We start from the raw sequence: 26140 nt of genomic DNA on the forward strand, positions 1-26140 counted from the left end.
ACGGTTGTCCAAAGACGGCGTTCAAAATACGTGCGTCAGGCAGACTGCATCTATTTCGCTGGCTTAGTGATAAACGGAGAAATCAGCAGCAGATTCTCTGGCAGACCGTCACAGCTTGCCTCATGCGCTGTCGGGACAAGTTTGGCCCCTGATTTATCCATTTGACTGACCACCCAATTCCCCGGAGGGATCGTCTCGCCGCGTGTCAGCCTGAGCCAACCAGCCTCCGGCTGCGCTAACCAGCCAGTCCAACGGTCGCCAGAACCTATCACGCCTTTTAGCTGCCACGCTGGCAGTGTCGCTGGGGGCAGACAGCGTGAAGCAGCCAGAGGCTGAAAAGGGTCGATACGTTCTGCGAGCTTTTCCGCCTGTACGCTATGTGGCGCAAAGAGCAGTATCAATGCGATACAACGTGTTATGTGGCTCATGGCGATACCTCCGGCCTGATTAGCGATAGCTCAACCAGAAGCTGCGGTTTTTCCGACGCCGCCGCTGGAGCGGCATCAGGCTTTACGGTCAGTTGCGTTATTCGCAGCACATAAGGTAATGCCATCAGCGCACGAAGCACCTGCAATACGCCCGTGTAATTCGCGCTAAATGCCAATTGCCAACGTTCCTGATGGGGTGCCCCTGCATGAGGCGGAGCGGGCTGCCAGGATAGAAGCGAAGCCCCCGCCAGCGATAGAGGTTCAACGATAAGCTGTGCCAGTCTGTCAGGCTGAAAGGGATCGTCTTGCGCGGTTTTCTCCGCTAATTGCGTGCGTAGCACCGAGAGCAGTGGCATCGAACCTAGTTTTTGCTGGAGTTCCCCTACATCCAGACGCGCCTGAACGGTTTGCTCTTCTATGCCAATCACCGCCTGCCGTACTTCACCGATGAGGAACCAGCCTGCTAACAGTCCAGCAGCGGCGACGAACGCCAATTGAAGCACTAGCTGCTGCCAGAGCGGTTTATTCACTAGCCCAGGCCGGTTCAGTACGACGGCAGTCACGATCGCTTGATTAATCATGGTCTTCCCCCGGTAAGGAAACACCCGTGTCGCGCCAGTTGGCCTGAAAGGAAAAGTGCAGCGGGGTATTCACACCACGCTCTCGGGACGTATGCAGCAACTGCACACGCTCGACGGAAACATGGCGTGATAACGCGTGCTGTAGCGTAATGATATCGTGATAGTTTTCACTTACACCGGACAGCAGCAGATGCGATCCGCGGTCAGCGATTTCCGTCAGCCACAGGCGCGCGGGCACCATGCCAGCAAGCTGATCTAACAGATGGAGGTTACGACGATTGTCGTGCCGGACTATCGTCTCGCCGCGTTCCTGTTCCAGATAGCGACGCAGCGCTTCTCGCGCCTGATGCGTTTGTTGATACTGCACCATCAGTTGCTGCTGTTGGGCCAGCACCGCATTGAGGTCATCCTGCGCGCGTTGCTGCCTGTTTTGCCAAAGCAGATAGCTCGCCGCAATAAGGCATAGCATCAACCCCGTCTGTAGCCACAGCAGCCCTAGCCAACGGCGTGCCCGCTGACGCATCCGAGTGTTGCGCCAGGGTAAAAGATTAATCAGCAACATAGTCAGGCATCCTCAGGACGCAATGCTAACCCACCCGCAATCGCAAAAGCCGAGGGGAAACTCGGCAGCGGCGGCTGCATATGGTTAAACACCGTTAACGGCGACCACGGCTGCAATACGTCGGTCTGCTGGCTGGGTAAATCGGGCGAGACGCTAGAGTAATAGGCTATATCATCGACATCATGCTGATAGCGAGTGCTTACAACCGATAAGATATCGGCCTCGTCATTCAGCTCATCAAGGTGTATCACGCCCGAGTGAAAAGCACGGTTCAACGGGGAAACCCACAGCCAGCCATCCAACAAGCGATGCAGCAACAGACGGTGAGTTTCAAGCCCGGCCCGCTGCGCCATCACCCGAAGCGCACAGGTTGAAACCTCAAGCACATCGGGGTGTAGCCCCGCGCTATTCAGGCATGCCAGCCAGTTATCGACCTCCTGTCGGCGCGCGGCCGTCACCAGCAGCGAACCCCGCATCTGCGGATCTTCCCGATAGTCTATCGCCAGCGATTCGCTGCTGATCGGTAGCTTACGCGCCGCCATAGTTTCGATGTAGAGGCTACGCTCCGGCTCCTGTAAACGCGGGTCGGGCATCGGTAAATGCTGCTGTAAAATCAACTGAGCAGGGAACCCTACCCGTAGCGAAATGTGTCCAGGCAGTAAACGACGCCATGTTCGCAAGGCCTCACAAAGTGCCTCAGTATGGTGTAGACTACCCGTGCGCAAGGTGTCGTCTGGTAGCGGATATTGCCACCAGTGACGAAGCTGCCAGCCATCGCGGCGGCGCTGAACCGCCAGCGCACGCATGAAGCCGTTTTGTATATCAACGCCAACCCGCCAGATGTGATAACCCATGTTCAACCCGATTTCCTTATCCAATAAACATATCCACAGTGCTGGCTTACCTTTATACTAGCGCCCGGTTGTTTATAAACTGTCCAAACGCTACTGAATGGAAAATCCCAGGTGAAGTTCGTAAAGTATCTACTCATCCTTGCAGTCTCTTGCATTCTGCTGGGAGCTGCCTCGATATACGGTTTGTACCGTTATATCGAACCCCAACTGCCCGATGTCGCCACGCTGAAAGACGTTCGGCTGCAAACGCCTATGCAGGTTTACAGCGCCGATGGCGAACTGATCGCTCAGTTTGGTGAAAAACGCCGTATCCCACTCAAGCTGGATCAGGTTCCCCCTGAGTTGGTACACGCTTTTATCGCGACCGAAGACAGCCGCTTCTATGATCACCACGGTGTCGATCCCGTCGGGATCATCCGCGCCGCGTCTATCGCGCTCACATCGGGTCACGCCTCTCAAGGGGCGAGTACCATTACGCAGCAGCTCGCCAGGAACTTCTTCCTGAGCCCGGAACGCACCCTGATTCGTAAGATCAAGGAAGTGTTTCTGGCTATCCGTATTGAGCAGTTGCTGACCAAGGATGAAATCCTTGAGCTTTATCTGAACAAGATTTACCTCGGCTATCGCGCTTATGGCGTTGGCGCAGCGGCACAGGTTTACTTTGGCCGCCCTGTTGACCAGTTGACGCTGAGCGAAATGGCGATGATCGCCGGTCTGCCGAAGGCACCATCGACGTTCAACCCGCTCTATTCCTACGACCGTGCCGTTGCCCGCCGCAACGTCGTCCTTGCACGTATGAAGGATGAAAACTACATCACCCAGTCGCAATACGATGCGGCACGTAACGAAAAGCTGGTCGCAAATTATCACGCACCGGATATTTCGTTCTCCGCCCCGTATGTCGCAGAAATGGCACGACAGGAGATGGTCAAACGCTACGGCGAAGATGCTTATAACGACGGTTATAAGGTCTACACGACGGTCACCAAAAAATTGCAAACCGCCGCACAGGATGCGCTGCGTAATAACATCCTCGCCTATGACATGCGCCACGGTTACCGCGGCCCGAGCAAAGTGCTCTGGAAGGTAGGCGAAGGCGTCTGGGATCAGGCGAAGATGATTGCCGCCCTGAAAGCGTTGCCGGTCTACGGCCCGCTCTATCCGGCCATCGTCACCAGCACTACGGCTGACAACGCGATTGCGATCCTGTCTGACGGCAGCAACATTGCCCTGCCGATGGCGGGCATGCGCTGGGCACGTGCCTACCGTTCCGATACGCAGCAAGGGCCAACACCGAAGCGCGTCACGGACGTGGTACAGGCCGGTCAGCAGGTCTGGGTCCGTAAAGTGAACGATGACTGGTGGCTGGCACAGGTGCCGGACGTCAACTCTGCCATTGTCTCGCTTAACCCGAAAAATGGTGCGATAGAAGCGCTGGTTGGCGGTTTTGACTTTAACCAAAGCAAATTCAACCGTGCGACGCAGGCACTGCGTCAGATTGGTTCCAACATCAAACCGTTCCTGTATACCGCTGCGATGGACAAAGGTTTAACGCTGGCAACGATTCTGAACGACGTACCGATCACCCGTTGGGATGCTGGTGCAGGCTCTGACTGGCGGCCGAAAAACTCACCGGCAACCTACGATGGTCCGATCCGTTTGCGTCAGGGGCTGGGTCAATCCAAAAACGTAGTGATGGTACGTGCCATGCGTGCGATGGGCGTGGACTATGCCGCGGATTACCTGCAACGCTTCGGTTTCCCGGCGCAGAATATCGTCCATACCGAATCGCTGGCGCTGGGCGCGGCCTCATTTACCCCGCTACAGGTCGTACGTGGTTATGCCGTCATGGCAAACGGCGGCTATCTGGTCGATCCCTATCTGATTAGCAAGATAGAGAACGAAGTGAGTGGGACGGTGTTTACCGCGACGCCGAAAGTGGTCTGTGATACCTGTAATCTACCGCTGGTTTACGGTGAAACGCCACGTTCTCCGGTGTTAGCGACCACTAACGTTGAAGATGTTGCCACGTCAAACGAAGCGCCGCCGGTAGGCCTGCCGCAGCCAGAACTGGAACCTGTTACGCCAGAAGCCGCACAGCAAAGTGCTGCACAGCCTTATGCACCGCACGTGATCAACACGCCGTTGGCGTTCCTGATTAAAGATGCGCTGAACAGCAACGTCTTTGGCGAACCGGGCTGGATGGGAACGGGCTGGCGTGCCGGTCGTGATTTGAAACGTCGTGATATCGGCGGTAAAACCGGTACAACGAACAGTTCCAAGGATGCCTGGTTCTCCGGCTATGGCCCGAATCTGGTGACCTCAGTCTGGATTGGCTTCGACGATCACCGTCGCGATCTGGGGGCCAGCAGCGCATCTGGCGTCATCAAAGATCAGATCTCCGGTTATGAAGGCGGTGCGAAATCAGCGCAGCCTGCGTGGGATGATTTCATGAAAGCCGCTCTGGATGGCGTACCAGAGCAACCGCTGACGCCGCCGCCTGGCATCGTCAGTGTGGTCATTGACCGTAGCAGCGGCAAGCTGTCCAACGGTGGCGGGAATAGCCGTTCCGAATACTTCATTGACGGTACACAGCCGAAAGAATATGAAGTACATGAAGTCGGCACCACACTGATGGATAACGGACAAAGCGAAGAATTATTCTAGCCAACGTTCGATAGCGTTACACTGACAAAGAGGGCACCAGAAACGGTGCCTTCTTTTTTGGCTATGATGAATCAGGAAATTAGCGAGGAGTGCGACGCAGCCAGTCGTGGGCCAGAAACAGCGCGCTGACATTACGCGCTTCGCGGAAATCAGGCTCTTGCAGCAACGACATCATGTTATCTATCGGCCAGCGGACTTGCGGCATCGGCTCCGGCTCATCGCCTTCCAGACTCTGCGGATACAGCCCACGCGCCACAACGATATTCATCTGGCTGGAAAAATAGGAGGGAGCCATCGTTAACGTCGCCAGCAACTCCAGCTTTTCCGCCCCAAAACCGACTTCTTCCATTAGCTCGCGGTTAGCGGCTTCGAAAACCGTTTCGCCGGGATCGATCAGCCCTTTGGGAAAGCCCAGTTCGTACTCTTCAATGCCGACGGCGTATTCACGGATCAACAACAGTTCATCATCAATGATCGGGACAATCATCACCGCCTGTCGGCCGCTTGGGCGCATCCGTTCATAAACCCGACGTACCCCGTTGCTAAATTCAAGATCGACGGATTCCACATTGAACAGGCGCGAATGCGCTACCGTTTCTACCTTGAGGATTTTAGGTTTTTTCAGGTTATGACTCATTGATGCCCCCCAGAGAGTTACGACCAGAACGGCACCTTAGCCCAACGCGCATGAGAGACTGCGTTTATCGCAGCCTGAATATGCCATGCTGTTGAATAAGAAGAGATCGTAAATATGCTTTTTTGATTCTGTTCACATTGTGCGTTAACAGTCACCTTCGCTGCAACTATCGTGACGATGAATTTACGTGTGGGCAACATGAAGGATACATCCTGTATGAGAAATCACCAGAAAAAGTCAATAACTTAAAAAAAATAGGAATATCCTCATTCAAGAGGCGTTTTTTGCTTGTTACTATCATCACCTTATGCGATTAATTCCATTCACAATTACGTTATTAATCTAAGAAAACAATGCCATACGGGTTATCATCGATTGTATAATTTTGTTAAACTCCGACGAGAACAAGGAGCATCGCGTTTTGGAATGGAGATGAGATGAGCACAATATTTACCCTATTGGCGATATTGCTTGCCTGTCTGATCGCTGTCGGAGGTGTTATCGCCTACCGTATGCGACACCGTTTCTTCTCCGCTCCGCCGTTACCCGTTTCGCAATCGCTTCCCCGACGGTTAACTGAAGACGAACGGATCGCGATTGAGCGTTATCTGGCTCAGGAAAACAGCCAGCAAACCACGCCGCTTGATACCCCCAACGAGCAGCCAAAACTGCCGCGTTCCCTGCAAAGTAATCGGGTTTACCCCATCACCCATACGATTACACGCTATGGCCTGAGCACTGATACTCAGAATAAGTGGCGCTACTATATTGATACGCAGGAAGTCCATCTGCCGCCCAGTTGGGAACCGTTCATTACCGAAAATAACACCGTCGAACTGATTAAGACGCGCTCGATCCCGCTGGTCATTTCCTTGAATGGACACTCGCTAACCGAATGTCTCGACGATCGTCCACTCGCCCCACTGCCGAGCGAAGTCCCTGTCCCGAACGCCTCCATCCGTCAGGAAGGGAGTGAGCATGCCGAGTTGGTCACTATCCGTAAGGAAACACGTGAAGAACACGCCATGCACCACTCTGGGGGCTTGAAGGAAACCGCCGTGCTCTGCGTGTCTTTTCTGCTTTTGTTCATCAGTCTGAATAGCCCTATCGCCCTACTCCCCTGGCTGATCGGTACCGCATCATTATTAGCAGGCTGGAGCCTGTGGCAACTTTTCCGCTCGCCGTCCGCTCAGGAATTACGCGATGTGCACTGCCTTCACGGCACGCCGCAAGGCTTGGGTCTGTTTGGCGAATCCAATCAGGGGCCGCTCGGCAATATCTCACTCGGTAATATCGATCTGATTTACCCGCCTCACTGGCAGCCTTATATCACGCAGGATCTCGGGCGAAAAACAGATGTCGATATCTATCTCAACCGACAGGTGATCCGTCAGGGAGAGCACCTGTCGCTGCATGATGAAGTGAAACATTTCCCGCTACAGCGCTGGGGCAGAAATCTACTGCTGGCCGCTGGTTCTCTGCTCAGCCTGATTTTGCTCGTCACTAACGTGCAGCTTGAACTACCGCTCAAGCTCAGCCTGGCCTGGCTTCAAGGTGCGCAGCGTATTCAGGTCACGCAGGTCAGCGATCTGGAAACCGCTCAGCTCCGCATTGGTGACACGCTGGCAGTCCGTGGCAACGGCATGTGCTATGTGCCCGCAGGCATTCATCCCGTTTCCGCACCGTCTTCCTATGCGTTCAGCCCTTTTGACTGCTCCGCTATTTACTGGAATAAAGCGGCGCCGCTGCCATTACCGGAGTCCGAGACGATTGAAAAAGCGACTGCCTTGTTGAAATCCGTCAATAGCCAGCTCCATCCGCAAGCGGAAAAAGAAGGTCAGGTTAACTCTCAGTTAGCGTCTACGATCCAGAAATCAGGTCTGATTCTGATGAAAAACTTCGCTGAAGTTGTCCTGAGAACACAAGATTTGTGTCGGCAGGAAAACGATTGCTCTCGCCTGAAAAATGCGCTGGTGAATCTAAGCGACGTCAAGAACTGGAATACACTGGTAAAAGACGCCAATTCCGGCACGCTAAAAGGTATGAATGTGGTGCTGCCCGCCGTCAGCGCAGAAACGCTGGAATCCTTGGTCAACAGTTCTACCGATCAATTCTTCTATCAGGAAATCAATAACGCGACAGATTCGCTGAATAGTCCGCCGCCCGGTGGATTCCTGATTCGCAGCGACGAAGGCCGACAGTTCGTTAACCATCCGCTTCCTCCGATGCCGCTGAATGAATATCGTCCATCGGACCAGTGGCAGGAACTCCAGCGGCTTTCCGCGATGCTGCTGCATACACCGTTTAATGCTACAGGCGTGATCACGCAGTTGAATACCGATGCCAACGGAACTCGGCATATCAACCTGCACAGCGAACCTGACGTGATTACCGTTTGGCGCTATCTCGGCACGTGTCTGCTGCTGCTGCTCTTTTCTGCAACGTTTATCGTTAATGCGATTTTGACTGGGATTAAGATGCGTAAAAGCCAGAAGCGAGTGACCGATATTCAGCGCTATTACGCCTCACGGTTTAATATGATGACGAATGCGTTCACGGACAATCGCCCACCGCTCCCCCGCTAACGGCATCGTGCCCGCTCAGTGGTTATGCTAACCTAGCGGTCGTCACTCTCGTCACAATTGCATTGCGCGTCTTCTGCTGCATCACCCCTATAGCACGGCGCGACATCTGGAGTCGTTATGAATCCCCACGTTAACTGGCACGACATCGACACCGTGATACTGGATATGGATGGCACGCTGCTCGATCTGGCGTTTGACAGCTATTTCTGGCTTCAACTGGTGCCTCAGTCGCTCAGTGAAAAACGTCGCATCAGCCTTGAGCAGGCGCACCAGCTTATCGAACAGGAGTACCAGGCCGTTCAGCACACGCTAAACTGGTACTGTTTCGATTACTGGTCAGAACGTCTCGATCTGGATATCTATCAAATGACGACGGATATCGGTACGCGAGCCCGATTGCGCGATGACACGACGCCATTTTTAGCGGCGCTGCGCGAATGCGGTAAAGAGACGATTCTACTGACCAATGCCCATCCACACAGTCTGGCGGTAAAAATCGAACACACCGGGCTGGATCAGCACCTTGATTTATTACTTTCCACCCATACTTATGGGTATCCGAAAGAGAATCAGCGCTTGTGGCAGGCCGTACAGCAGCAGACTGGCTTCAACCCCGCCAGAACGTTATTCGTGGATGACAGCGAACCGATTCTGGATGCCGCGAAAACGTTCGGTATCCATTACTGTCTGGGCGTGCGTAATCCCGATTCCGGCCAGCAGGAAAAGGCATTCCTGCAACATCCGTCAATGAACGACTACCTTGCGCTGCTACCCGCTCTGCGCCACTCCGTTAACGCAGGGTAATGCAGGTGGCCCGAGGGGGAAACACGGTGATGAGGTTCCCGCAGGGATGCCTCGCGCCGTGGTCGCCCCCAGTAACGCGATCCTTAAACGATCGGCATTAGGGTAATCAGGGGGATTTATGGTGAAAGCTACCGAGCAGGCCGACGACGCCGTTCGTCTGGACAAATGGCTTTGGGCCGCCCGTTTCTATAAAACCCGAGCAATAGCTCGTGAAATGATCGACGGCGGCAAAGTGCACTATAACGGGCAACGCGGTAAGCCGAGCAAACAGGTCGAACTGAATGCCGAGATCAAACTGCGTCAGGGCAATGATGAACGCACAGTGATTATTTTGGCCGTCAGCGGCCAGCGCAGAAGCGCGACAGAGGCGCAGGCACTGTATCAGGAAACAGCAGCAAGCATTGAGAAACGAGAAAAGGTGGCGCAGGCGCGGAAAATGAATGCGCTGACGATGCCACACCCCGATCGCCGCCCTGATAAAAAAGAGCGACGCGATCTGATTAAATTTAAATACAGCGATCAGGAATAACGCTCCGCGCTTCATTTGTTGGTCATCAAACTGCTGACAATAGAGAGAAGACCCAGCGATTGCCGCACCACTCATCGCCGCACGACTCATCTCCGCACAACGACGAGAAAATATTATGGCTCATGACCAACTACATCGTTATCTGTTTGAAAATTATGCCGTTCGTGGCGAGTTGGTGACAGTTAACGAAACGTATCAACGTATTTTGACCAACCACGACTACCCAGTTGCGGTACAAACGCTGCTAGGCGAAATGCTGGTTGCCACCAGCCTGTTAACGGCCACGCTGAAATTCAGCGGCGATATTACCGTTCAACTTCAGGGCGATGGCCCACTGAAACTGGCGGTGATTAACGGTAACCACCAGCAGCAGATGCGCGGCGTTGCCCGTCTGCAAGGGGATATCGCACCGGGGAGTTCGCTGAAAGAAATGGTCGGCAATGGCTATCTGGTCATTACCATTACGCCGACTGACGGCGAGCGTTATCAGGGCGTCGTCGGTTTAGAAGGTGAAACCGTGGCCGAATGTCTGGAGAGCTATTTCCAGCAGTCTGAACAGTTGCCGACACGGCTGTTTATCCGTACCGGTCAACACGACGGGAAGCAGGCAGCCGCAGGCATGCTGCTACAGGTGTTGCCCGCACAGGATGCCGACCGTAATGATTTTGATCATCTGGCACAGCTCACCACGACGGTCAAAGCCGACGAGCTGTTTACCCTGCCTGCCACTGAGGTGTTGTACCGCCTGTATCATCAGGAAGAAGTCACCGTGTATGAGCCGCAGGATGTCGAGTTCCGCTGTCACTGTTCGCGCGATCGCTGCACAGATGCATTAATGACGCTGTCCGATCAGGAAGTGAATGAGATGATCGAACAGGACGGTGAAATCGATATGCACTGTGATTATTGCGGTACGCACTACCTGTTTAATTCGCTGGACATCCGCGCCATACGGCAGGATTCATCAGGAAATCTGTTGCATTAATCTTTTTAACGGGTACGAAAGTACCCGTTTTATTTTGCTTATTTTCCCATCGGTAAACCGACATGGTTATTTTTCGAACACCCTAAATAAGCAAAGTTATTAATGAATTTATTTAATTTTATGATTGCTATCGCGGTTAAAATAAGCTCACTCCCTACAATGTTTAGTAGTACGACTATAACTTGAGGAGTAGCAACATGCTGATCAACGGTCTTACCCCGCAAGCCCTGACGGCTTATGGAATCCACGATGTCCGCGATATTGTCTACAATCCCAGCTATGAACTGCTTTTTGAAGAAGAACGCTCCCCTTCCCTACAAGGCTATGAACGCGGCATCGAAACCCAACTGGGTGCAGTAGCCGTCGATACTGGCATTTTTACTGGCCGTTCCCCGAAAGATAAATACATCGTGCGTGATGACGTCACCCGCGACACCGTGTGGTGGTCCGATCAAGGCAAAGGTAAGAACGATAACCACCCGTTGAGCCAGGAAACCTGGACGCATCTGAAGCAGCTCGTTACCACACAGCTGTCCGGCAAACGGTTGTTCATCATCGATGCCTTCTGTGGTGCCAACCCAGACAGCCGCCTCAGCGTACGTTTCGTGACAGAAGTAGCCTGGCAGGCGCATTTCGTCAAAAACATGTTTATCCGCCCGAGCGATGAAGAGTTGGAAGGCTTTGAGCCGGATTTCATCGTGATGAACGGCGCAAAATGCACCAACCCAAACTGGCAGGAACAGGGGCTGAACTCCGAGAACTTTGTCGCGTTCAACCTGACAGAACGCATCCAGCTGATTGGCGGCACCTGGTACGGCGGCGAAATGAAGAAAGGGATGTTCTCCATCATGAACTACCTGCTGCCGCTGAAAGGCATCGCTTCCATGCACTGTTCGGCAAACGTCGGCGAAAAAGGTGATGTGGCGGTCTTCTTCGGTCTGTCCGGCACGGGCAAAACCACGCTGTCCACCGACCCGAAACGTCAGCTGATTGGCGATGACGAGCACGGCTGGGACGACGATGGCGTCTTCAACTTTGAAGGCGGCTGCTATGCCAAAACTATCAAGCTGTCTAAGGAAGCAGAGCCAGATATCTACGGCGCGATCAAACGCGATGCGCTGCTGGAGAACGTCACCGTGCTGGCAGACGGCACCGTGGACTTCAACGACGGTTCCAAAACCGAGAACACCCGCGTCTCCTATCCGATCTACCACATTCAGAATATCGTTAAACCGGTCTCCAAAGCGGGCCATGCAACGAAAGTGATCTTCCTGACGGCGGACGCGTTCGGCGTGTTGCCACCGGTTTCCCGCCTGACGTCCGATCAAACGCAGTATCACTTCCTGTCCGGCTTTACCGCCAAACTGGCGGGAACCGAGCGCGGCGTGACGGAACCGACACCGACCTTTTCCGCCTGCTTCGGCGCAGCATTCCTGATGCTGCACCCGACGCAGTATGCTGAAGTGCTGGTGAAACGCATGAAGGCAGCTGGTGCACAGGCCTATCTGGTGAACACGGGCTGGAACGGCAGCGGCAAACGTATCTCCATTAAAGATACGCGCGGGATTATTGACGCCATTCTGAACGGCAGTATTGATGATGCAGAAATGCAGACGCTGCCTGTCTTTGATTTGGCGATTCCGACCTCGCTGCCTGGCGTCAATCCTGACATTCTCGACCCACGTGATACCTACGCCAGCGTCGAACAGTGGCAGGAAAAAGCGGACGATTTGGCACAGCGCTTTATCACCAACTTCGATAAGTACACCGATGCACCGGCAGGCGCAGCGCTGGTGAAAGCAGGACCGAAGCGGTAAACGCTGAAGAAAAACCATCATGAAAAAGGCGCGGAATCCGCGCCTTTCTTATTCATGCCAGTGCTGCACAAAATGCTTATGACTCTTTCGCGACGCCCGCATCCGCTACTGCGGCGTCCGAGAGCAGCGGCAGATACGCGCGGACGCAGAGCCCACCGCGTTCGCTTTTGCCAACATCCAGCACGCCATTGTGCGCATCGATAATACGCTGCACAATCGCCAGCCCCAGCCCTGTACCGCTAGTGGTTCGTGCGCTATCGCCACGCACAAACGGCTGGAACAGGTGCTGTAACTGATCGGGCGCAATGCCTTCTCCGTCGTCTTCTACCTGAAACCAAACGCGCTGTAGATCACGTCCAGTACTGACTTTGATCCAACCGTTCCCGTAACGAGCCGCATTGACGACCAGATTCAGCGCCGCGCGTTTGATCGAAAGGGAGCTAATACGCACCAGCAGTTCACCAGTAGCAAAATCGCTGTCGATCTGGCGTTCATAACCGCTTTCTGATGCCACCACTTCACCCATAATGGCGTTCAGATCGGCCACTTCCGTCTGCATTTCCTGACCGGTACGCAGGTAGTCGAGGAACTGCTCAATAATCGCATTACACTCCTCAATGTCCTTATTGATCGACTCCGCCAGATAGTCATCTTCCTTGCCCATCATTTCGGTCGCCAGACGAATTCGCGTCAACGGCGTGCGCAGATCGTGGCTGACGCCAGCCATCAGCAGCGTGCGGTCATCGGCCAGTAGCTTCACGCCGGAGGCCATCTGGTTAAAGGCACGCGTCACGGAACGCACTTCGGAAGCGCCATATTCACGCAGCGGCGGCGGAATAATGCCTTTACCGACCTGCAAAGCCGCATGCTCCAGCTCAACCAAGGGTCGGTTCTGCACCCGAATAAATAGCCACGCGCCGCCAATCACCAACAGCATTATCGCCAGCGTATAGCGGAAGAGCGGCGAGAAATCGCCCTGATGAATTTCAGTGAGGGGAACGCGCACCCAGATATCCGGTGACAGCCAGGTTTTCAGCCACACCACCGGCGTATTCTTGCTGACTTCAACCCGCACATCCGTCGGGCCGCCCAGCTGTTGCGCCATCTGGTCACTCAGAAACTTGTAGTGCTGGGCCCAACGCAGGCCGCTTTCCTCCGCCGCCGCATTGGTGTACAGCGATATACCCAATTCACGGTAAATCTCACGCCGGAACGCAGGCGGCACCTCAAGCGTGGAGCCATCTTCCAGTTGCAGACTGTCCGTCATCAACATTCTTACTTCGTATGCCAGCACTTTATTGAACTGCTGCAAACTCGGCAGAATCGCGAAGTTGAGCACCACCAGATAGGTGGTGACCAAACTGACAAACAATAACGTGACAATCAGTAGCAACGTCCGTGCAAATGAGCTGCGCGGAGAAAAACGCCATTGCATCATGCCTTACTGCCGTCAGGGACAAACACGTAGCCAAGACCCCACACGGTCTGGATATAGCGCGGGTGCGCCGGATCCTCTTCCACCATGCGGCGCAGACGAGAAATTTGTACGTCGATGGAACGCTCCATCGCACTGTATTCACGACCACGGGCCAGGTTCATCAGCTTATCGCGGGACAGCGGTTCACGTGGGTGGCTCACCAACGCCTTAAGCACGGCAAACTCACCGCTGGTCAACGGCATCGGTTCATCATCACGGAACATTTCGCGCGTGCCCAGATTCAGCTTGAATTTGCCAAACGCGATAATGGCTTCTTCCTGCGATGGCGCGCCCGGCAGTTCATTCGCCTGACGACGCAGCACCGCACGGATGCGAGCCAGCAGTTCACGCGGGTTGAAAGGTTTAGGAATATAATCGTCCGCGCCAATTTCCAGCCCGACGATACGATCGACTTCCTCCCCTTTTGCCGTCACCATAATGATCGGCATCGGATTGCTCTGGCTACGCAAGCGACGGCAGATGGACAGCCCATCTTCGCCCGGCAGCATCAGATCCAGCACCATGAGGTGAAAGGATTCACGGGTTAGTAAACGGTCCATCTGTTCAGCATTGGCTACGCTACGTACCTGAAAACCCTGCTCCGTCAGATAACGCTCTAACAGCGCCCGCAAACGCATGTCGTCATCTACAACCAGAATTTTATAGTTTTCTTGCATTCTCTTTCTCCAAAGGCGTAATAGCGCCGACGCTGCTATTGTTCAGAAACATACGAATTACTAACAGTCGTTTCTGGTATACATTCTAGGCAAAATTGTTACAAAGCATATTAAAACGCGTGTAATCAATCATTTCCTGTGCCGTCAGTCATAAAATAATCAGTGATTTGTGAACGTTGTGGGCGGTGAAGTGTAGTTGTGCACGAGTAGTTGTGCACGAAGAGTATAGTAACGCGGCCATCAATAAAAAGGCGCGAGACGGCAAAAGCCGGAGAAAAGCTAAGAGAGAGGGCGTTCTCACCTGAATTCAGCGCGACAACATAAAGCGGTTAACGCATCGCAGTGATTAACGCATAAGCTCATCCAGCACAACACACGGGGATCATCATAATCCCCGTCTCTTTCTCTATCTATCGGTGCCAGAGCACGCCTGCTAGTAGCTTACTGCGCAAGACTGACGAAATAGCCCGGCTGGTAATCAACCGGCAGGAGCTGCTGGTGAAGCTGGCGGAAGGTGTCATCCGCGTTGAGATCGCGGAATAAGTCTGGGTGGAACCACTCGGCCAGTTGCTGAATGGCGATAAAGTCATACGGGCCGTTGTAAAACTGATGCCAAATGGCATGAAACGCACGCTGCTGCTTGGCGACGCTGTTGGTGTAGGCCGGACGTCCCAGAAACCATTCGAGACGCTTACGTCCTTCCGTCATATCCTGCCCCGGCCCCAGACCAATCCAGCGTCCGCCGGGCACGAAGGCTTCAAAGTTGCCGCTGGTGATCACTACAATTTCCGGGTTTTCCACAATCACCTGTTCAGGGTGCATCTGCATAAAGGTGCTCGGCGCATTCTTCGCAGCAACGTTATCGCCACCGGCCAATTGCACGAATTTACCGAAGTTATCCGGGCCGAACGTCAGGCAGCATTCATCGGTATAGCCCCCCAGTCGCTCAATAAAAACGCGCGGGGAACGCGGTTTTTTCGCCGCCAGCACATCGGAAACGCGTTTTAGCTGCGCCTCACGGAATGCGAGAAAGGCTTCGGCACGTGCTTCCTGATTAAACAGCTTGCCGAACAGACGCATGGTAGGCGCCGTGTTTTCCAGCGGGTGATAGCGAAAATCGACATACACAATCGGAATGCCGACGCTGTCCAGTATCCGGTCATAACCCGCATCGACAATCGACCGCTGCGCCTCAATGTTCATAATGATGACGTCAGGCTTGAGCGACACCGCCTGCTCCACGTCAAACGTGCCCTTTTCCGTGCCATCAAACGTCGGGATTTTTGCCAGTTGAGGGAAGCGGTCACGATACTGGTGCCACGTGGCAGGATCGGACTGAATCAGATCGCGCTTCCAGGCGACAATCCTTTTCGCCGGGTCTTCCCTGTCGAGCATCGCAACCAGATAAAGCTGACGCCCCTCCCCCAGCATGACACGCTGCACCGGCGTCTTGACTCTCACCTCGCGCCCCAGCACGTCCTTGATGACAGTGGAGGTTTGTGCGGTTTGTTCAGCCTGCCCCGCCAGCGGCGACAGGCCGACCATCAACAGCGCGCTCAGCAATAACCGACGGCAACATTGCCGCGTCCAACGATTACACATTTTCGATATTTCCCTTCGTCGAGAGAGAGTCATGTTTTTCCGCCTGTATCCGCAGGCGTCGTAGCAGCATCAGCGCGACCAGGAAGGTCACCAGATACGCGGCACCAACGCAGAAGAACAGCGAACGTAATCCGGGGGAGTAGAGAACCAATCCGCCCAAAGCAATGCCCAGAATCGAGGCAAACTGGCTGACGCTTTGCGCCACGCCGAGTAGGTAACCCTGCTGTCCGGCCCCAGCCGCGCGGGAAATCAGCGCCATCAGCACGGGCGTCGCCGCCCCCAGCAGCACGCCCCACAGGAAGTACAGCGGGATGAAAATCGCAATATTCAGAATCGTAGCGGCCGTCAACGTCACGGTGGCGCAGGCCAGCATGACCACACACAGGCGGCTCAGCGTCTGCGACAGCGAGAGGTTTTCAAAATAGCGCGCCCACAGCGATGCAGAGACAATCACGCCGGTCGCCTGCAAGCCATAACACAGCCCGATAACCCACTTATCCACCTGAAAGAAGCCGTCTAGATAGAGGGAAAACGGCGTTTGTGGGATCATACGGCTGGTCAGCAGCAGGCCAGAAATCAGCAGCAAACTGGGAATCGGCGACAGCGCCCAGAGCCGCCTGCGGGGAAGGGCTTTCGCCTGCGGAGCCGTAGGGACATCGGGGGCGACATGCGGCAGGAACAGCGACACGGTAATGCCGCACAGCGCGCAGAGGATCGCCGCACTCAGGTTGATCCAGAAGAAGTTCAGGTAATCGAGGATCAGCCCGCCGACAATCGCTCCCAACAGCGATCCCACGTTGGTAGAGACCTGAAGCCAGGCAAACAGCCGCGTGCGCTGTAGCGGACTGACCACCGCGACGCCATACGCCTGCGCGGGCGCAATATAGCCCGCACAGGCCCCCTGAATAAAACGCAGCGCGACTATCGTCCAGATGTCGTTTGCCCACGCCAGCCCGAGCTGGGTTAGCGCCAGCCCAAACAGCGCGCGGATCATCATGGCTTTGTTGCCCAGACGGTCGCCCATCCGTCCCCAGAAGGCGCTGGTCAGCATAATGCCCAGCATCGGCCCGATGTACACGGCAATCCCCGCGATACTCAGTTCCGCACCGGACGACATACTTTCCAGATGCAGCGGCCAAAACGGCCCGCTCATCTCCATCGCCCCCATCGCCACTAGCTGCACGACAAACATAAAATGGATGATGAACGCCACCTGTCCGCTCAAGCGCATGCGTCAGCTCCTTCTGATTCCACGGCATCACTCGGCCTCATTCCCACTACGGTCATCACGTCAATTCATCTCATCCGTCAGCCAGTGCGGCGGGAAATAGTCGGGGCGATCCTGCGTGGAGGTTCCCATGTAATCGCTGCACCACCGGTAAACTTCCTCAATGTACGGCACGCTAACGGCCAGATTCTCCGCAATCGTCACCAGCAGGCTCAGGCCGTAGGCAATATCCTCCTGAAACACCCGATGCTGCGTATCAAACACGTACCCACCAGCATCATGTTTTCGCAGCGGCAGACCGATGCCGTGATAAGCCTGATTGGTGCGCAGTACGGAAAGCATCGTGTGCGCATCGGCAATTTGATCGCCATAGGCATCGATAATCTCCTGCTTGAGCGGCAGCACCGAATCCAGCCGCACGCCAAGCCGTGCCTCCAGCGCTGCACACAGCCGCTGGTTCTCCTCGTCCATGCGTTCCAGATAATAGGCACCGAGTTCTGGGCAATCATTCCACCAACATAGCGGCTGCGAGAACGGTCGGGCATGCCACTGCCCGTAAGGACCGATCAGGCCATAAATCACCGCACTGTGCATAATCGGGTTACCCGGCGTCAGCGTGATCTCCAAATAATCCGGCAATAGCACCACCGGCGCAGCATAGAGCCGTTGCAGCAGCGCCATCAGCGCCTGCTGGCTCGCAGCGGTTTCACGCCGATGCGTGGCGACATACAGCGTGGCCTTTTCGCCGCCCATTTTGATCGACTGGCCCGGCAGCAAATCAAACGCAATGTGCGCGACGTCCTTCATGCCCCAAATTACCACGTTTGGGCGCGCGGCCAGCTCACGTTCGGCCAGCCAGTCAAAGCCGCAAAAGCCGGGGATCGCCCCGACGTACACCGGTTTATCGCGGGGAAGATGGGGAACGATCCGCGCCAGAAGATCGGCGCGGAAGTTGGCGGGAACGGTGATGATAACGATATCCGCATCGCGGCAGGCTTCCGCCGGATCGCAGGTCACGCAGTCCGGCGTCGCCGTCAGCGTCTCGCCATCCGGCAGCAGCGCGTGTAGACGTTTACCGTGCTGCTGATAGGCTTCCGGCAGACGAGGATGGCTGCCCAGCAGCGTCACCTTAACGTCCGGCAGTTGTTTAAACAGCACCGTGGCGAGATGGCCGGTCTTGCCGGCCCCGCAAATCACCACGTTAAGCGGCTGCCCGCTTAGCGTTTCGATCATCCTTGACTCCTTAGCTTGCCTGCTCCAGAGAAATCGCATTGCCCAGCCAGCGATCCAGATCGTGCCACACGCCGCTATCGATCAGGTTACGCGCAGCGAGCCACTCTTCGTTAAACACCGTGTGCAGATATTTCTCCCCGCCGTCGGCAATCGCCAGCACGACATTGCCGCCGATGCGATCCTGATAGATCAGCTCCAGCGCTTTATAGATCACTCCGCCCGTCGAACCGCCGACCAGCAAACCGTAGTGACGTGCGATATAGCGTGCCGTTTCAAACGCCTGCGCATCCGAAACCTGCTCGCCACAGTCGATGCAGCTATAATCCAGCACCAGCCCTACGGTATCACCCGCGGGCGTCCCGGTGCCGGATTGATAGTAAGGCTTGCCGGGGTGGCCGAAGACGATAGACCCCACCGGTTCAACGGCAATGGTCGTAATATCCGGGTTATGGACTTTCAGGCCGTGCGAAATGCCCGTCATCGATCCGCCGGTGCCCACACAGCCAACAAACGCGTCGATCTTGCCAATCTGGCTGAACAGCTCGCGGACAAAATCAGCATAGCCGCCGGCATTCGCCGCGTTATCCGACTGGTTCATAAACACCGCGCCGGGTATTTCCTGCGCCAGCTGTGCCGCCATGCGCTGGCGTTCCACCACCGCCACCTCATCTTCGCCGTAGTCGCCGGAGACGTAGCGAATTTCCGCGCCGAGCGCGCGCATGATGGCGATTTTATCCTGTGCCGCGTGATGATCGACCACGGCGATAAAGCGCAGGCCGTATTCAATTGACGCCAGCGCCAGCCCGATACCGGTATTCCCCGATGACGACTCGACAATGGTGCCACCGGGACGGATTTTGCCTGACTTCAGTCCGGCAACAATCATGTTTCTCGCCATGCGATCCTTCATGCTGCCGCCGGGGTTGTTCTTCTCCACCTTTAAAAACAAACGCGTATCCCCATAGGGAACCGGGATCTGTATAACGGGCGTATTACCAATCAAATCAGTTACTTTATTCAAGATCATGGTTCTGCTCCATTCAGTTATCACTGGAAAAAATCAGCTCACCTTTCTTACCTTTGAACGCACACAGGCGCGCAGGCAGCGGATGCCGATGAAACGCGTTTTCCAGCAGGTCCATCTGGTATCCCGCCGTATTCGCGTAAATCAGTAAATCGCCTGACTGCGGCACGGTTCGAAAATGAATCAATCGGTTCGTAATGACATCGTCGTCCAGACAGCTGTGTCCGGCGATCCAGGCTTTGCCCGGCACCAGAGGTGTGTCTTTTTTGACGGAAAAAACATGCAGAGGATCAATCAAAAACTCAGAGTTAAACCAGGTTTCACACGCGCTGAAGCTGCTGCCTTCCACAAACACGACGTGGTTGCCATCCGGCTGGCGGCGCGTGCGCGTGACGCGAAACACGGTAATCGCACTTTGGTCAGCGAGGCTGCGTCCCGGCTCTATCGCCAGAATCAGGCCGTGCTGCTTGAGCACGTCCGCTACGCAGTGCTGTCCGATTGAGGCGGACAGGAATGCCTCAAGATAGTCGACAGCCGAACGCTCACCGCCATATGGGTAAAACGAGGTCGGCACCTGACCGTGGCGATAATCCGCCGCATTCTGCTTCGCTAAATAATCCTGATAGCGTGAAGCCGAAAGATATTGAATCGGCAATCCCCCGCCGATATCAATAATGGCAGGCTGTAATCCCTTTGAGCGTGCCCGCTCCAGTAATGGCAGTACCTCAGCAAATGCCGCCACGCGGGTATCGGGATTATAGCCGCCAAGATGGAAATGGAAGCCTTCCAGATGAAGCACATCCTGTCTGGTGCTCAACGCCTCCAGACAGATTGCAACCTCATCGGCCAGCATGCCAAACCGACTGGCCTGCGCGAACGATGGGCGATAGCGCAGCAGAACCCGCACCGGCTTCGTCACGCGCAACAATTCCGCCAGCGCGAGCACCTCGTCGAACTCTTCCGGTGAATCCAGCACGATAAGCGCGCGATGATGAACCAGCGCTGTCAGGAACTCACGCGTTTTGGCCGGGCCGGTGGCGCACAGCCGCGCGCCGTCGCCGCCTGCCCGCAGCGCATCTTTCAGTTCCTGTAAGCTGGAAACATCCACGCCGACGCCCGCATTCACCGCCGCCTGTACCAGACCCGGCGATTTGTTCACCTTTGCGCCGTAGTACAGGCGGCAGTCCACGTCGTGACGCTGCAACACTGTCCGCAATGCCGCGATATTGTTGGCCACAGTGTGCGGCCAGACAATATTCAGCGGCGACCCATACTGCTCAACCAGCCACGACAGCCTTTGCGGCGAGTTGAAAAGAAACTGCTCAATCTCACTATCCAGATAAGGCGTCAGTCTCTCAGGCCAGTGGGCCTGCGCGACAGGGAGGGAAGACACTGCGGCAAAGCTAAACAGGTTGCTCATCGCTATCTCCTTAACGTTCGGTTCCTGAAAAATACCTATCCTTAGAAATCAACCGCGACGGACAGCATCAGCGTCCGCGGCGTTCCTTGCGATACCGTGCTGAACGACGTCACGCCAGACCAGTAATTGCGGTCAAAGGCGTTCAGGACATCCGCACGGAATGTGGTGGGCGCATTGTAGATTCGCGTCTTGTAACGCGCGCCGAGATCAACGGTGGTCCAGGAAGGAATAGACTGGGTATTGATGGTGTTGACGTTCTGCTTTCCGTTATGGGTGACGTTGGCGTTGAGCGTCAGATCGCGCAGGAACGGCAGATCATATTCCACGCCAGCGTTCGCCTGAAAACGCGACGTACCCGGCGCGCGCTTGCCCTGCGCACCCGGCGTCACGCTTTTGGTCAGCTCGGCATCCAGCAGCATCACGCCACCGGTCAGGCGCAAATCCTCCAGCGGTGAACCGACGACATCCAGCTCGATACCCCGATTGCGCTGCTCGTTGGCCTCAATAAACTCACTACCCGCTCCGTTAGCTAACCCGCCGCTCGGCTTGGTAATCTGGAAGACGCTTAGCGTGGAGATCGTCCCCAGCGCGTCCACTTTTACCCCAGCCTCGTACTGTTTGCTCTTATACGGCGACAGCACCTGTCCATAATTGCTTGCTCTGGTATCGCTAACAACATCACCTTTACTCAGCCCTTCAATGTAGTTGGCATAGAGTGAGACGTGCTGCCAAGGTTTAACAACCACCCCGAGCATCGGGGTGATTGCACTCTTGTCGTTAGAAGAGCGCGTCCCACCATCCGGGGCGGCGAAATTGTCCGAGTTGATCTGCTGATAACGCAGCCCGCCCGTAACCTGCAGCGCATCGTTCCAGAAGCCGAGCGTATCTGCCAGTGCGATACCCGACAGCGCGGTGGATGAACGCTTATACACGCTTGGGGGAGCAGCAATATTCTGTGCGGGTGAGGAAACTGGATTATAAATATTTGAATTAATGGTTGTTCCTCGCACATTAGCGCTAGCCTGGCGATCGCGATAGTAGCTGGTCTGTGCCGACAGCTTGTGCGTCACCGATCCGGTTTCCACATCCGCGCGAACACCGGTCGCCAGCGTGTAGCGACTGGTAGTAAAACGGAAATTCCTCACGTCGGAACTCACATCGCCGTTGTTATTCGTGACCTGCGGCACCTGCTCCGACAGTCGGCTCACGTGTGCGCTGGAACCGCCTAAATCGGTAAACCAGGTAACGTTATCCGCCAGATCGTATTCGGTATGCAGCAGCACCGACTGATCTTTGGAGTGCCAGAATCCCCACGGCTGAGAGATATTGTTATTGCCATCCGGTGCGTCAGGCACGGTCACGCCCTGCGCGAACGAATAAGGTCGAGACGGCGCACGGGTTTTCAGGTGCTGAGTGATGAGATCCAACGTGGCGCGGAAGCGTTCTGAGGAGAAATCCAGCCCAAGCGAGCCGACCTGCGTGCGCTTGTCGCTGCCGTCCCACACCGTGTCGCCGTAGCCGTAATTCCCGTTAAAACGCACGCCGAGCAAATTGTTATTGTCCAGCGCATAGACGCGGGAAATATCCGCATGCTGTGTGAGTTGGGAATCAGACTGCCAGCTGGTTGTGAGGCGGGTCAGATTGCCGACGGTGGTCGGGCGTTTGGTGACGGCATTAATCACACCGCCCACGCTGCTGTTAGGCGACAGCCCATACAGCAGTGCCGACGGCCCTTTCAGCACTTCTACCCGCTCGATGTAGTCGGTCATCAACTGATAGTTAGGCGCAACACCGTAGACGCCGTTCATGGCAATGTCGCTCAGGTTTCCTTCATTGAGTGGAAAACCGCGAATGTAGTAGGAATCCAGCAGACCGCCCTGAGCACTGCTCACCCGCACCGATGCGTCATGCGCGACCACCTGCCCCAGCGTCTGTGCCTGTTTATTTTCAATAAACGATGAGGTCATGTTGCTGACGTTAAACGGCGTATCCATCACGTCCTTTTTGCCCAGCAGCCCGGTGCTGGACGACCGCGCCGACATGCCGCCCGCGACCAGCCCCTGCACGGCATCCGCGTCTTTAGCTTCCACCACGATAGTGGAATCATCGCGCTCACCCGTTGCCGACTGCGCGGGTATCGCGATGCCGCTTAGCACCGCCGTTACGGCGATGGCCAACGCGGAGGGAATAGGAAAACGAGTCTTCCCGGTAGGTGGAGTGAAGTTCTTCCTGGCGTTCATCAACAAAGTTATCCATCTCAAAATGAGGAGTGAAAAAGATGCTCCCGTTTTCAGCCTGTGAGGCGGGAGCATCGCCATACATCACGATCCGATGCGGGTTTCTTCCTCTTCAATGAGGAAGGGATTGCTCAGACCGTGCTGAATCCGGTAGTCGCGATATTCCTGGATGTGCATGCGCAGCAGCGAACGCGTATACCAGGGCTGGGTCAAAAACATGTCGCGTTCGGTCTGCCACAGCTCGTCATCAACGCGCGACTTCACAGCGTCAAACGCTGCGGCCGTTTCTTCTTTCATCACCTGCCACAGCTGGGCATCGGCAAAGCCGTATTCCGCGCTGAGCGCCAGCGCCAGTTCGTGCAGGTGGCTGACAAAGCAGGCATCGACGACAAACATCCGCACGGGTTCGATGTCGTCTTCAAAAACCGTGGGCAGAATGCCGGGCCAGACGTAGGGTTGCAGGTGATGACCGCGCTGACGCAGCAGCGGCGCATAAGTGCGCCCGTCGCCAAAATCACGGATTAATAATCCCTGCGCGACACCTTCCGGTGAAAAGAGGATCTGGCTGTTCTGCTGATGCGCTTCCAGCCCGATGCCGTACAGCAGATAGATCGCGATAACAGGCCGGCTAACGGCGCGGACGTATTGGCGGAACCACGCTTCGGGGCCAAGCCCGGACAGCGTCACCAGCTCGGTGAACAGCGGCTGGTCGCAGTGAGGCAGTGCCGTAAACAGCGTGGCAACGGTCACGGGCAGCGCGCCGTCGGTGCGTTCATAAATTCGAGCATCGCGGAAAACGACGGAGAGATGTTTGCCCGGCGCGTCATCCTGATGAACTGCGTGCTTGTAGTGGAACGCCGTCTCTTCGCGGAAAAACGCCAGCCTCTGCTCAAACCCGCCTTCCTGCGCCAGAATCGCTTCGATAATGGTGCTGATACGTGGCCCCATGTGGATGGATTTCGCCTGTAGGCTGCGCATTTCGCTGGTCATCCAGATGGCGACGGGCAGTTTGATGAAGGGAGAAGAAGGCGGTTCAACGGGCAAAACGGTACGGAACGACATACCCGGTAGCGTGATGAGATCGGGGCCGTCGGTAAGCAGAATCCCTTCGGCAATTTCATCCGCATAGTGGGATTTCACCCAGTTTTCCAAATGCCAACTGTGGATGGGCAGCGGGAGCCACTGCGTCTCATCCAGCCCCTGTTGATTCAGGCGCTGCTTCCAGTCCTGCCAGAGCGCGGGGAATGCCTGAGCAAACCACGAATGAAAATCATCGACGTGCGGCATGGATTCCACATACGCCATATCGCGGCGCAGCGCGGTAATACGCAGCGGCACGCGGGCGTTAAATTCGGGTGACAGCCGCTGGACGTCTTCGTCACTCAGTCCGGGGCGGGATTTCCAGGTCGGGTAGTAAGGGTGGCCTTCCAGCGATCCCCACTGATCGAGAAACATGGCGGCATCGCGAATGCTGAGCTGCCGACGCAGCCACGGCGTGAAAGCGTTCTGCCCGTCCTGCTGCATGGCATCGGCCACCTCAGCACGCCACTGGCAACGATAGCGCCGGGCATTGGTATCATTACGAATGCTGTTACCGACGTCTTTCTTCAGGCCACGGATGCCGCTCTCGTCAGGATGAAAATCGAAATTGTCGCGAAGTAAATCAATCAATCGCTCGTGGCTGGTAACGGGAAAAGACGTTCCATCTGAATGAATGAGATAAATATTTCCATTATTAATATAGGTGTTTGCCGGTGCTGGCGAAATATCATCAAATTTCAATATCCCTTTGCCACCCTGCAAAGCCAGCGTTGCTGCCCTGGAATTACCCTCAATAAATATCAGGTCATTTTTATTCACAATCCCTTCTGCGAAAAAGCAGCGAATCAATCGCCTTAACGCGTTTTTATTTGAGTAATCAGAGAGAAAATCATCTACATCCTGATGTATATCCCTGTGTTTAATTTCGTCAACCTTGATATTCATAACCACTCCTCATACCGATAAAACAAGTAAAAACCGATTGCAGTAACGTATAAAAGGGTGTCGTTAAGTCTCGGGTTAACACGTCCCGAAACGTAATAAAAATGTCGTGATAGATGGATTGAAAAATAATGAACGGAAAGCTAGCATATTAACCACCGCAATGTAAATAGCTATCATTCTTATTCGCAATTAATGCATTTGATTTTAATAAAACTGCTTTTAATCAATGAATTAACAGAAGGAGAGCAGCATGGAACACGCTAAAACCTATCTCTTTGTGCCTGGTAATGCGCCCCACCGCTTTCAACAAGCCGTCTGCTGCAGTGCCGATGCCGTGATATTTGATTTAGAAGATGCTGTTCATCCTGATGAAAAAAACCAGGCTAGAGAAAATATTCTCCAATGGGATAAAAGTGATACGGCCGTCTCTGAAATAAATTGCAAAAGATATATACGTTTAAACAAATTTGGTTCAGTGGAATTCAGTGAAGATATCGAGTTTCTGAATAGACTTGATCATAAAGAAAAATTAAGAAATAACACCCTATCCAAACATAAAACAGCCAGACGGGAAATTGTTTTACCTAAAATAGAATCCGCAGAAATGCTGCATGATGCGCGGGAAATGATAAATCGGAATAGATCGGAAGCGATTCATATTATTGCGATAATTGAAACCGCGCAGGGGTTACATCATGCAGAAGAGATTGGCGCAGCAGAGGGAGATGACTCAGCCCGTTGCGCCGATAGCTCGCAAAAGAGGGATATTTTTCCTCAGTAAAAGTGCGTTTGCACGGAATGTCGCAC

The 26140-nt window shown here is 54.8% G+C and carries 21 protein-coding genes; 7 read left to right on the forward strand and 14 right to left on the reverse strand.

Annotation, left to right across the window (positions count from 1 at the left end; translation table 11 throughout):
• Window positions 1–50: 50 nt before the first annotated feature.
• Genes H0248_RS04065 through pilM form a run of 4 tightly spaced genes read right to left on the reverse strand, consistent with a single transcriptional unit; the run spans window position 51 to window position 2425 of the window.
• Complete coding sequence (locus H0248_RS04065; RefSeq protein WP_180784873.1) at window positions 51–428, reverse strand: HofP DNA utilization family protein; 378 nt, start codon at window positions 426–428, stop codon at window positions 51–53.
• Window positions 425–1009 (reverse strand): hypothetical protein, encoded by a 585-nt coding sequence (locus tag H0248_RS04070; RefSeq protein WP_180784874.1) that lies wholly within the window; start codon window positions 1007–1009, stop codon window positions 425–427. The genes H0248_RS04065 and H0248_RS04070 overlap by 4 nt, the downstream gene beginning before the upstream one ends.
• Window positions 1002–1571 (reverse strand): PilN domain-containing protein, encoded by a 570-nt coding sequence (locus tag H0248_RS04075; RefSeq protein ID WP_180784875.1) that lies wholly within the window; start codon window positions 1569–1571, stop codon window positions 1002–1004. Before H0248_RS04075 ends, H0248_RS04070 begins: the two co-directional genes overlap by 8 nt.
• Before the next feature lie 2 nt (window positions 1572–1573).
• Window positions 1574–2425 carry a type IV pilus biogenesis protein PilM gene (pilM, locus tag H0248_RS04080; RefSeq protein WP_180784900.1) on the reverse strand — a complete coding sequence of 284 codons (852 nt, stop codon included), beginning with the start codon at window positions 2423–2425 and terminating at the stop codon, window positions 1574–1576.
• A gap of 111 nt (window positions 2426–2536) precedes the next feature.
• On the opposite strand from pilM, the gene mrcA reads away from it, so the two are divergent.
• On the forward strand, window positions 2537–5092 hold the full coding sequence (gene mrcA / locus H0248_RS04085; RefSeq protein WP_039288645.1) for a peptidoglycan glycosyltransferase/peptidoglycan DD-transpeptidase MrcA: 2556 nt from the start codon (window positions 2537–2539) through the stop codon (window positions 5090–5092).
• A 79-nt stretch (window positions 5093–5171) separates the two neighbouring features.
• On the opposite strand, the gene nudE is transcribed toward mrcA, so the two are convergent.
• A complete protein-coding gene (gene nudE, locus H0248_RS04090; protein WP_014916864.1) occupies window positions 5172–5729 on the reverse strand; it encodes an ADP compounds hydrolase NudE in 558 nt (185 codons plus the stop codon).
• A gap of 437 nt (window positions 5730–6166) precedes the next feature.
• On the opposite strand from nudE, the gene H0248_RS04095 reads away from it, so the two are divergent.
• From H0248_RS04095 to pckA, 5 genes are all read left to right on the forward strand, one after another.
• Window positions 6167–8314 carry an intracellular growth attenuator family protein gene (locus tag H0248_RS04095; protein ID WP_180784876.1) on the forward strand — a complete coding sequence of 716 codons (2148 nt, stop codon included), beginning with the start codon at window positions 6167–6169 and terminating at the stop codon, window positions 8312–8314.
• A 117-nt stretch (window positions 8315–8431) separates the two neighbouring features.
• On the forward strand, window positions 8432–9118 hold the full coding sequence (gene yrfG, locus H0248_RS04100) for a GMP/IMP nucleotidase (RefSeq protein ID WP_039510482.1): 687 nt from the start codon (window positions 8432–8434) through the stop codon (window positions 9116–9118).
• Window positions 9119–9236: 118 nt separating this feature from the next.
• Entirely contained in the window at window positions 9237–9647 is a 411-nt protein-coding gene (gene hslR / locus H0248_RS04105; RefSeq protein WP_180784877.1) for a ribosome-associated heat shock protein Hsp15, read from the forward strand.
• 115 nt (window positions 9648–9762) lie between these two features.
• Window positions 9763–10632 (forward strand): Hsp33 family molecular chaperone HslO, encoded by an 870-nt coding sequence (hslO, locus tag H0248_RS04110; protein ID WP_180784878.1) that lies wholly within the window; start codon window positions 9763–9765, stop codon window positions 10630–10632.
• A 197-nt stretch (window positions 10633–10829) separates the two neighbouring features.
• On the forward strand, window positions 10830–12449 hold the full coding sequence (gene pckA / locus H0248_RS04115; protein ID WP_180784879.1) for a phosphoenolpyruvate carboxykinase (ATP): 1620 nt from the start codon (window positions 10830–10832) through the stop codon (window positions 12447–12449).
• Between the two features lie 76 nt (window positions 12450–12525).
• Here the strand turns inward: pckA and envZ are convergent, their stop codons facing one another.
• The 9 genes from envZ to H0248_RS04160 all read right to left on the reverse strand — a co-directional run bounded on the left by envZ (window position 12526) and on the right by H0248_RS04160 (window position 25333).
• Window positions 12526–13887, reverse strand: a complete 1362-nt coding sequence (gene envZ, locus H0248_RS04120) for a two-component system sensor histidine kinase EnvZ (RefSeq protein WP_180784880.1) — start codon at window positions 13885–13887, stop codon at window positions 12526–12528.
• A complete protein-coding gene (gene ompR, locus H0248_RS04125; RefSeq protein ID WP_005969424.1) occupies window positions 13884–14603 on the reverse strand; it encodes an osmolarity response regulator transcription factor OmpR in 720 nt (239 codons plus the stop codon). The genes envZ and ompR overlap by 4 nt, the downstream gene beginning before the upstream one ends.
• A gap of 441 nt (window positions 14604–15044) precedes the next feature.
• Window positions 15045–16205, reverse strand: a complete 1161-nt coding sequence (locus H0248_RS04130; RefSeq protein WP_180784881.1) for an ABC transporter substrate-binding protein — start codon at window positions 16203–16205, stop codon at window positions 15045–15047.
• On the reverse strand, window positions 16198–17436 hold the full coding sequence (locus H0248_RS04135; RefSeq protein ID WP_180784882.1) for an MFS transporter: 1239 nt from the start codon (window positions 17434–17436) through the stop codon (window positions 16198–16200). The genes H0248_RS04130 and H0248_RS04135 overlap by 8 nt, the downstream gene beginning before the upstream one ends.
• A 60-nt stretch (window positions 17437–17496) precedes the next feature.
• Entirely contained in the window at window positions 17497–18666 is a 1170-nt protein-coding gene (locus H0248_RS04140; RefSeq protein ID WP_180784883.1) for an NAD/NADP-dependent octopine/nopaline dehydrogenase family protein, read from the reverse strand.
• A gap of 10 nt (window positions 18667–18676) precedes the next feature.
• Complete coding sequence (locus H0248_RS04145; protein ID WP_010277727.1) at window positions 18677–19693, reverse strand: PLP-dependent cysteine synthase family protein; 1017 nt, start codon at window positions 19691–19693, stop codon at window positions 18677–18679.
• 13 nt (window positions 19694–19706) lie between these two features.
• A complete protein-coding gene (locus H0248_RS04150) occupies window positions 19707–21110 on the reverse strand; it encodes a Y4yA family PLP-dependent enzyme (protein ID WP_180784884.1) in 1404 nt (467 codons plus the stop codon).
• A gap of 41 nt (window positions 21111–21151) precedes the next feature.
• Complete coding sequence (locus H0248_RS04155) at window positions 21152–23350, reverse strand: TonB-dependent receptor (RefSeq protein ID WP_180784885.1); 2199 nt, start codon at window positions 23348–23350, stop codon at window positions 21152–21154.
• Between the two features lie 81 nt (window positions 23351–23431).
• The gene (locus H0248_RS04160; RefSeq protein ID WP_180784886.1) at window positions 23432–25333 is read right to left on the reverse strand and encodes an IucA/IucC family protein; all 1902 of its coding nucleotides are present in this window, start codon (window positions 25331–25333) and stop codon (window positions 23432–23434) included.
• A gap of 250 nt (window positions 25334–25583) precedes the next feature.
• Here H0248_RS04160 and H0248_RS04165 point away from each other — a divergent pair, with 250 nt between their 5' ends.
• Entirely contained in the window at window positions 25584–26114 is a 531-nt protein-coding gene (locus tag H0248_RS04165) for an aldolase/citrate lyase family protein (RefSeq protein ID WP_240346034.1), read from the forward strand.
• Window positions 26115–26140: the final 26 nt, after the last annotated feature.

The sequence above is a fragment of the Pectobacterium brasiliense genome (assembly GCF_013449685.1).
Classification (GTDB): Bacteria; Pseudomonadota; Gammaproteobacteria; order Enterobacterales; family Enterobacteriaceae; genus Pectobacterium; species Pectobacterium brasiliense_A.

Bases quoted from the DNA above. Each gene is read 5' to 3' on its own strand.
- H0248_RS04065 (WP_180784873.1), bottom strand. From the start codon at position 428: ATGAGCCACATAACACGTTGTATCGCATTGATACTGCTCTTTGCGCCA.
- H0248_RS04070 (WP_180784874.1), bottom strand. From the start codon at position 1,009: ATGATTAATCAAGCGATCGTGACTGCCGTCGTACTGAACCGGCCTGGG.
- H0248_RS04075 (WP_180784875.1), bottom strand. From the start codon at position 1,571: ATGTTGCTGATTAATCTTTTACCCTGGCGCAACACTCGGATGCGTCAG.
- pilM (WP_180784900.1), bottom strand. From the start codon at position 2,425: ATGGGTTATCACATCTGGCGGGTTGGCGTTGATATACAAAACGGCTTC.
- nudE (WP_014916864.1), bottom strand. From the start codon at position 5,729: ATGAGTCATAACCTGAAAAAACCTAAAATCCTCAAGGTAGAAACGGTA.
- H0248_RS04095 (WP_180784876.1), top strand. From the start codon at position 6,167: ATGAGCACAATATTTACCCTATTGGCGATATTGCTTGCCTGTCTGATC.
- yrfG (WP_039510482.1), top strand. From the start codon at position 8,432: ATGAATCCCCACGTTAACTGGCACGACATCGACACCGTGATACTGGAT.
- hslR (WP_180784877.1), top strand. From the start codon at position 9,237: ATGGTGAAAGCTACCGAGCAGGCCGACGACGCCGTTCGTCTGGACAAA.
- hslO (WP_180784878.1), top strand. From the start codon at position 9,763: ATGGCTCATGACCAACTACATCGTTATCTGTTTGAAAATTATGCCGTT.
- pckA (WP_180784879.1), top strand. From the start codon at position 10,830: ATGCTGATCAACGGTCTTACCCCGCAAGCCCTGACGGCTTATGGAATC.
- envZ (WP_180784880.1), bottom strand. From the start codon at position 13,887: ATGATGCAATGGCGTTTTTCTCCGCGCAGCTCATTTGCACGGACGTTG.
- ompR (WP_005969424.1), bottom strand. From the start codon at position 14,603: ATGCAAGAAAACTATAAAATTCTGGTTGTAGATGACGACATGCGTTTG.
- H0248_RS04130 (WP_180784881.1), bottom strand. From the start codon at position 16,205: ATGTGTAATCGTTGGACGCGGCAATGTTGCCGTCGGTTATTGCTGAGC.
- H0248_RS04135 (WP_180784882.1), bottom strand. From the start codon at position 17,436: ATGCGCTTGAGCGGACAGGTGGCGTTCATCATCCATTTTATGTTTGTC.
- H0248_RS04140 (WP_180784883.1), bottom strand. From the start codon at position 18,666: ATGATCGAAACGCTAAGCGGGCAGCCGCTTAACGTGGTGATTTGCGGG.
- H0248_RS04145 (WP_010277727.1), bottom strand. From the start codon at position 19,693: ATGATCTTGAATAAAGTAACTGATTTGATTGGTAATACGCCCGTTATA.
- H0248_RS04150 (WP_180784884.1), bottom strand. From the start codon at position 21,110: ATGAGCAACCTGTTTAGCTTTGCCGCAGTGTCTTCCCTCCCTGTCGCG.
- H0248_RS04155 (WP_180784885.1), bottom strand. From the start codon at position 23,350: ATGAACGCCAGGAAGAACTTCACTCCACCTACCGGGAAGACTCGTTTT.
- H0248_RS04160 (WP_180784886.1), bottom strand. From the start codon at position 25,333: ATGAATATCAAGGTTGACGAAATTAAACACAGGGATATACATCAGGAT.
- H0248_RS04165 (WP_240346034.1), top strand. From the start codon at position 25,584: ATGGAACACGCTAAAACCTATCTCTTTGTGCCTGGTAATGCGCCCCAC.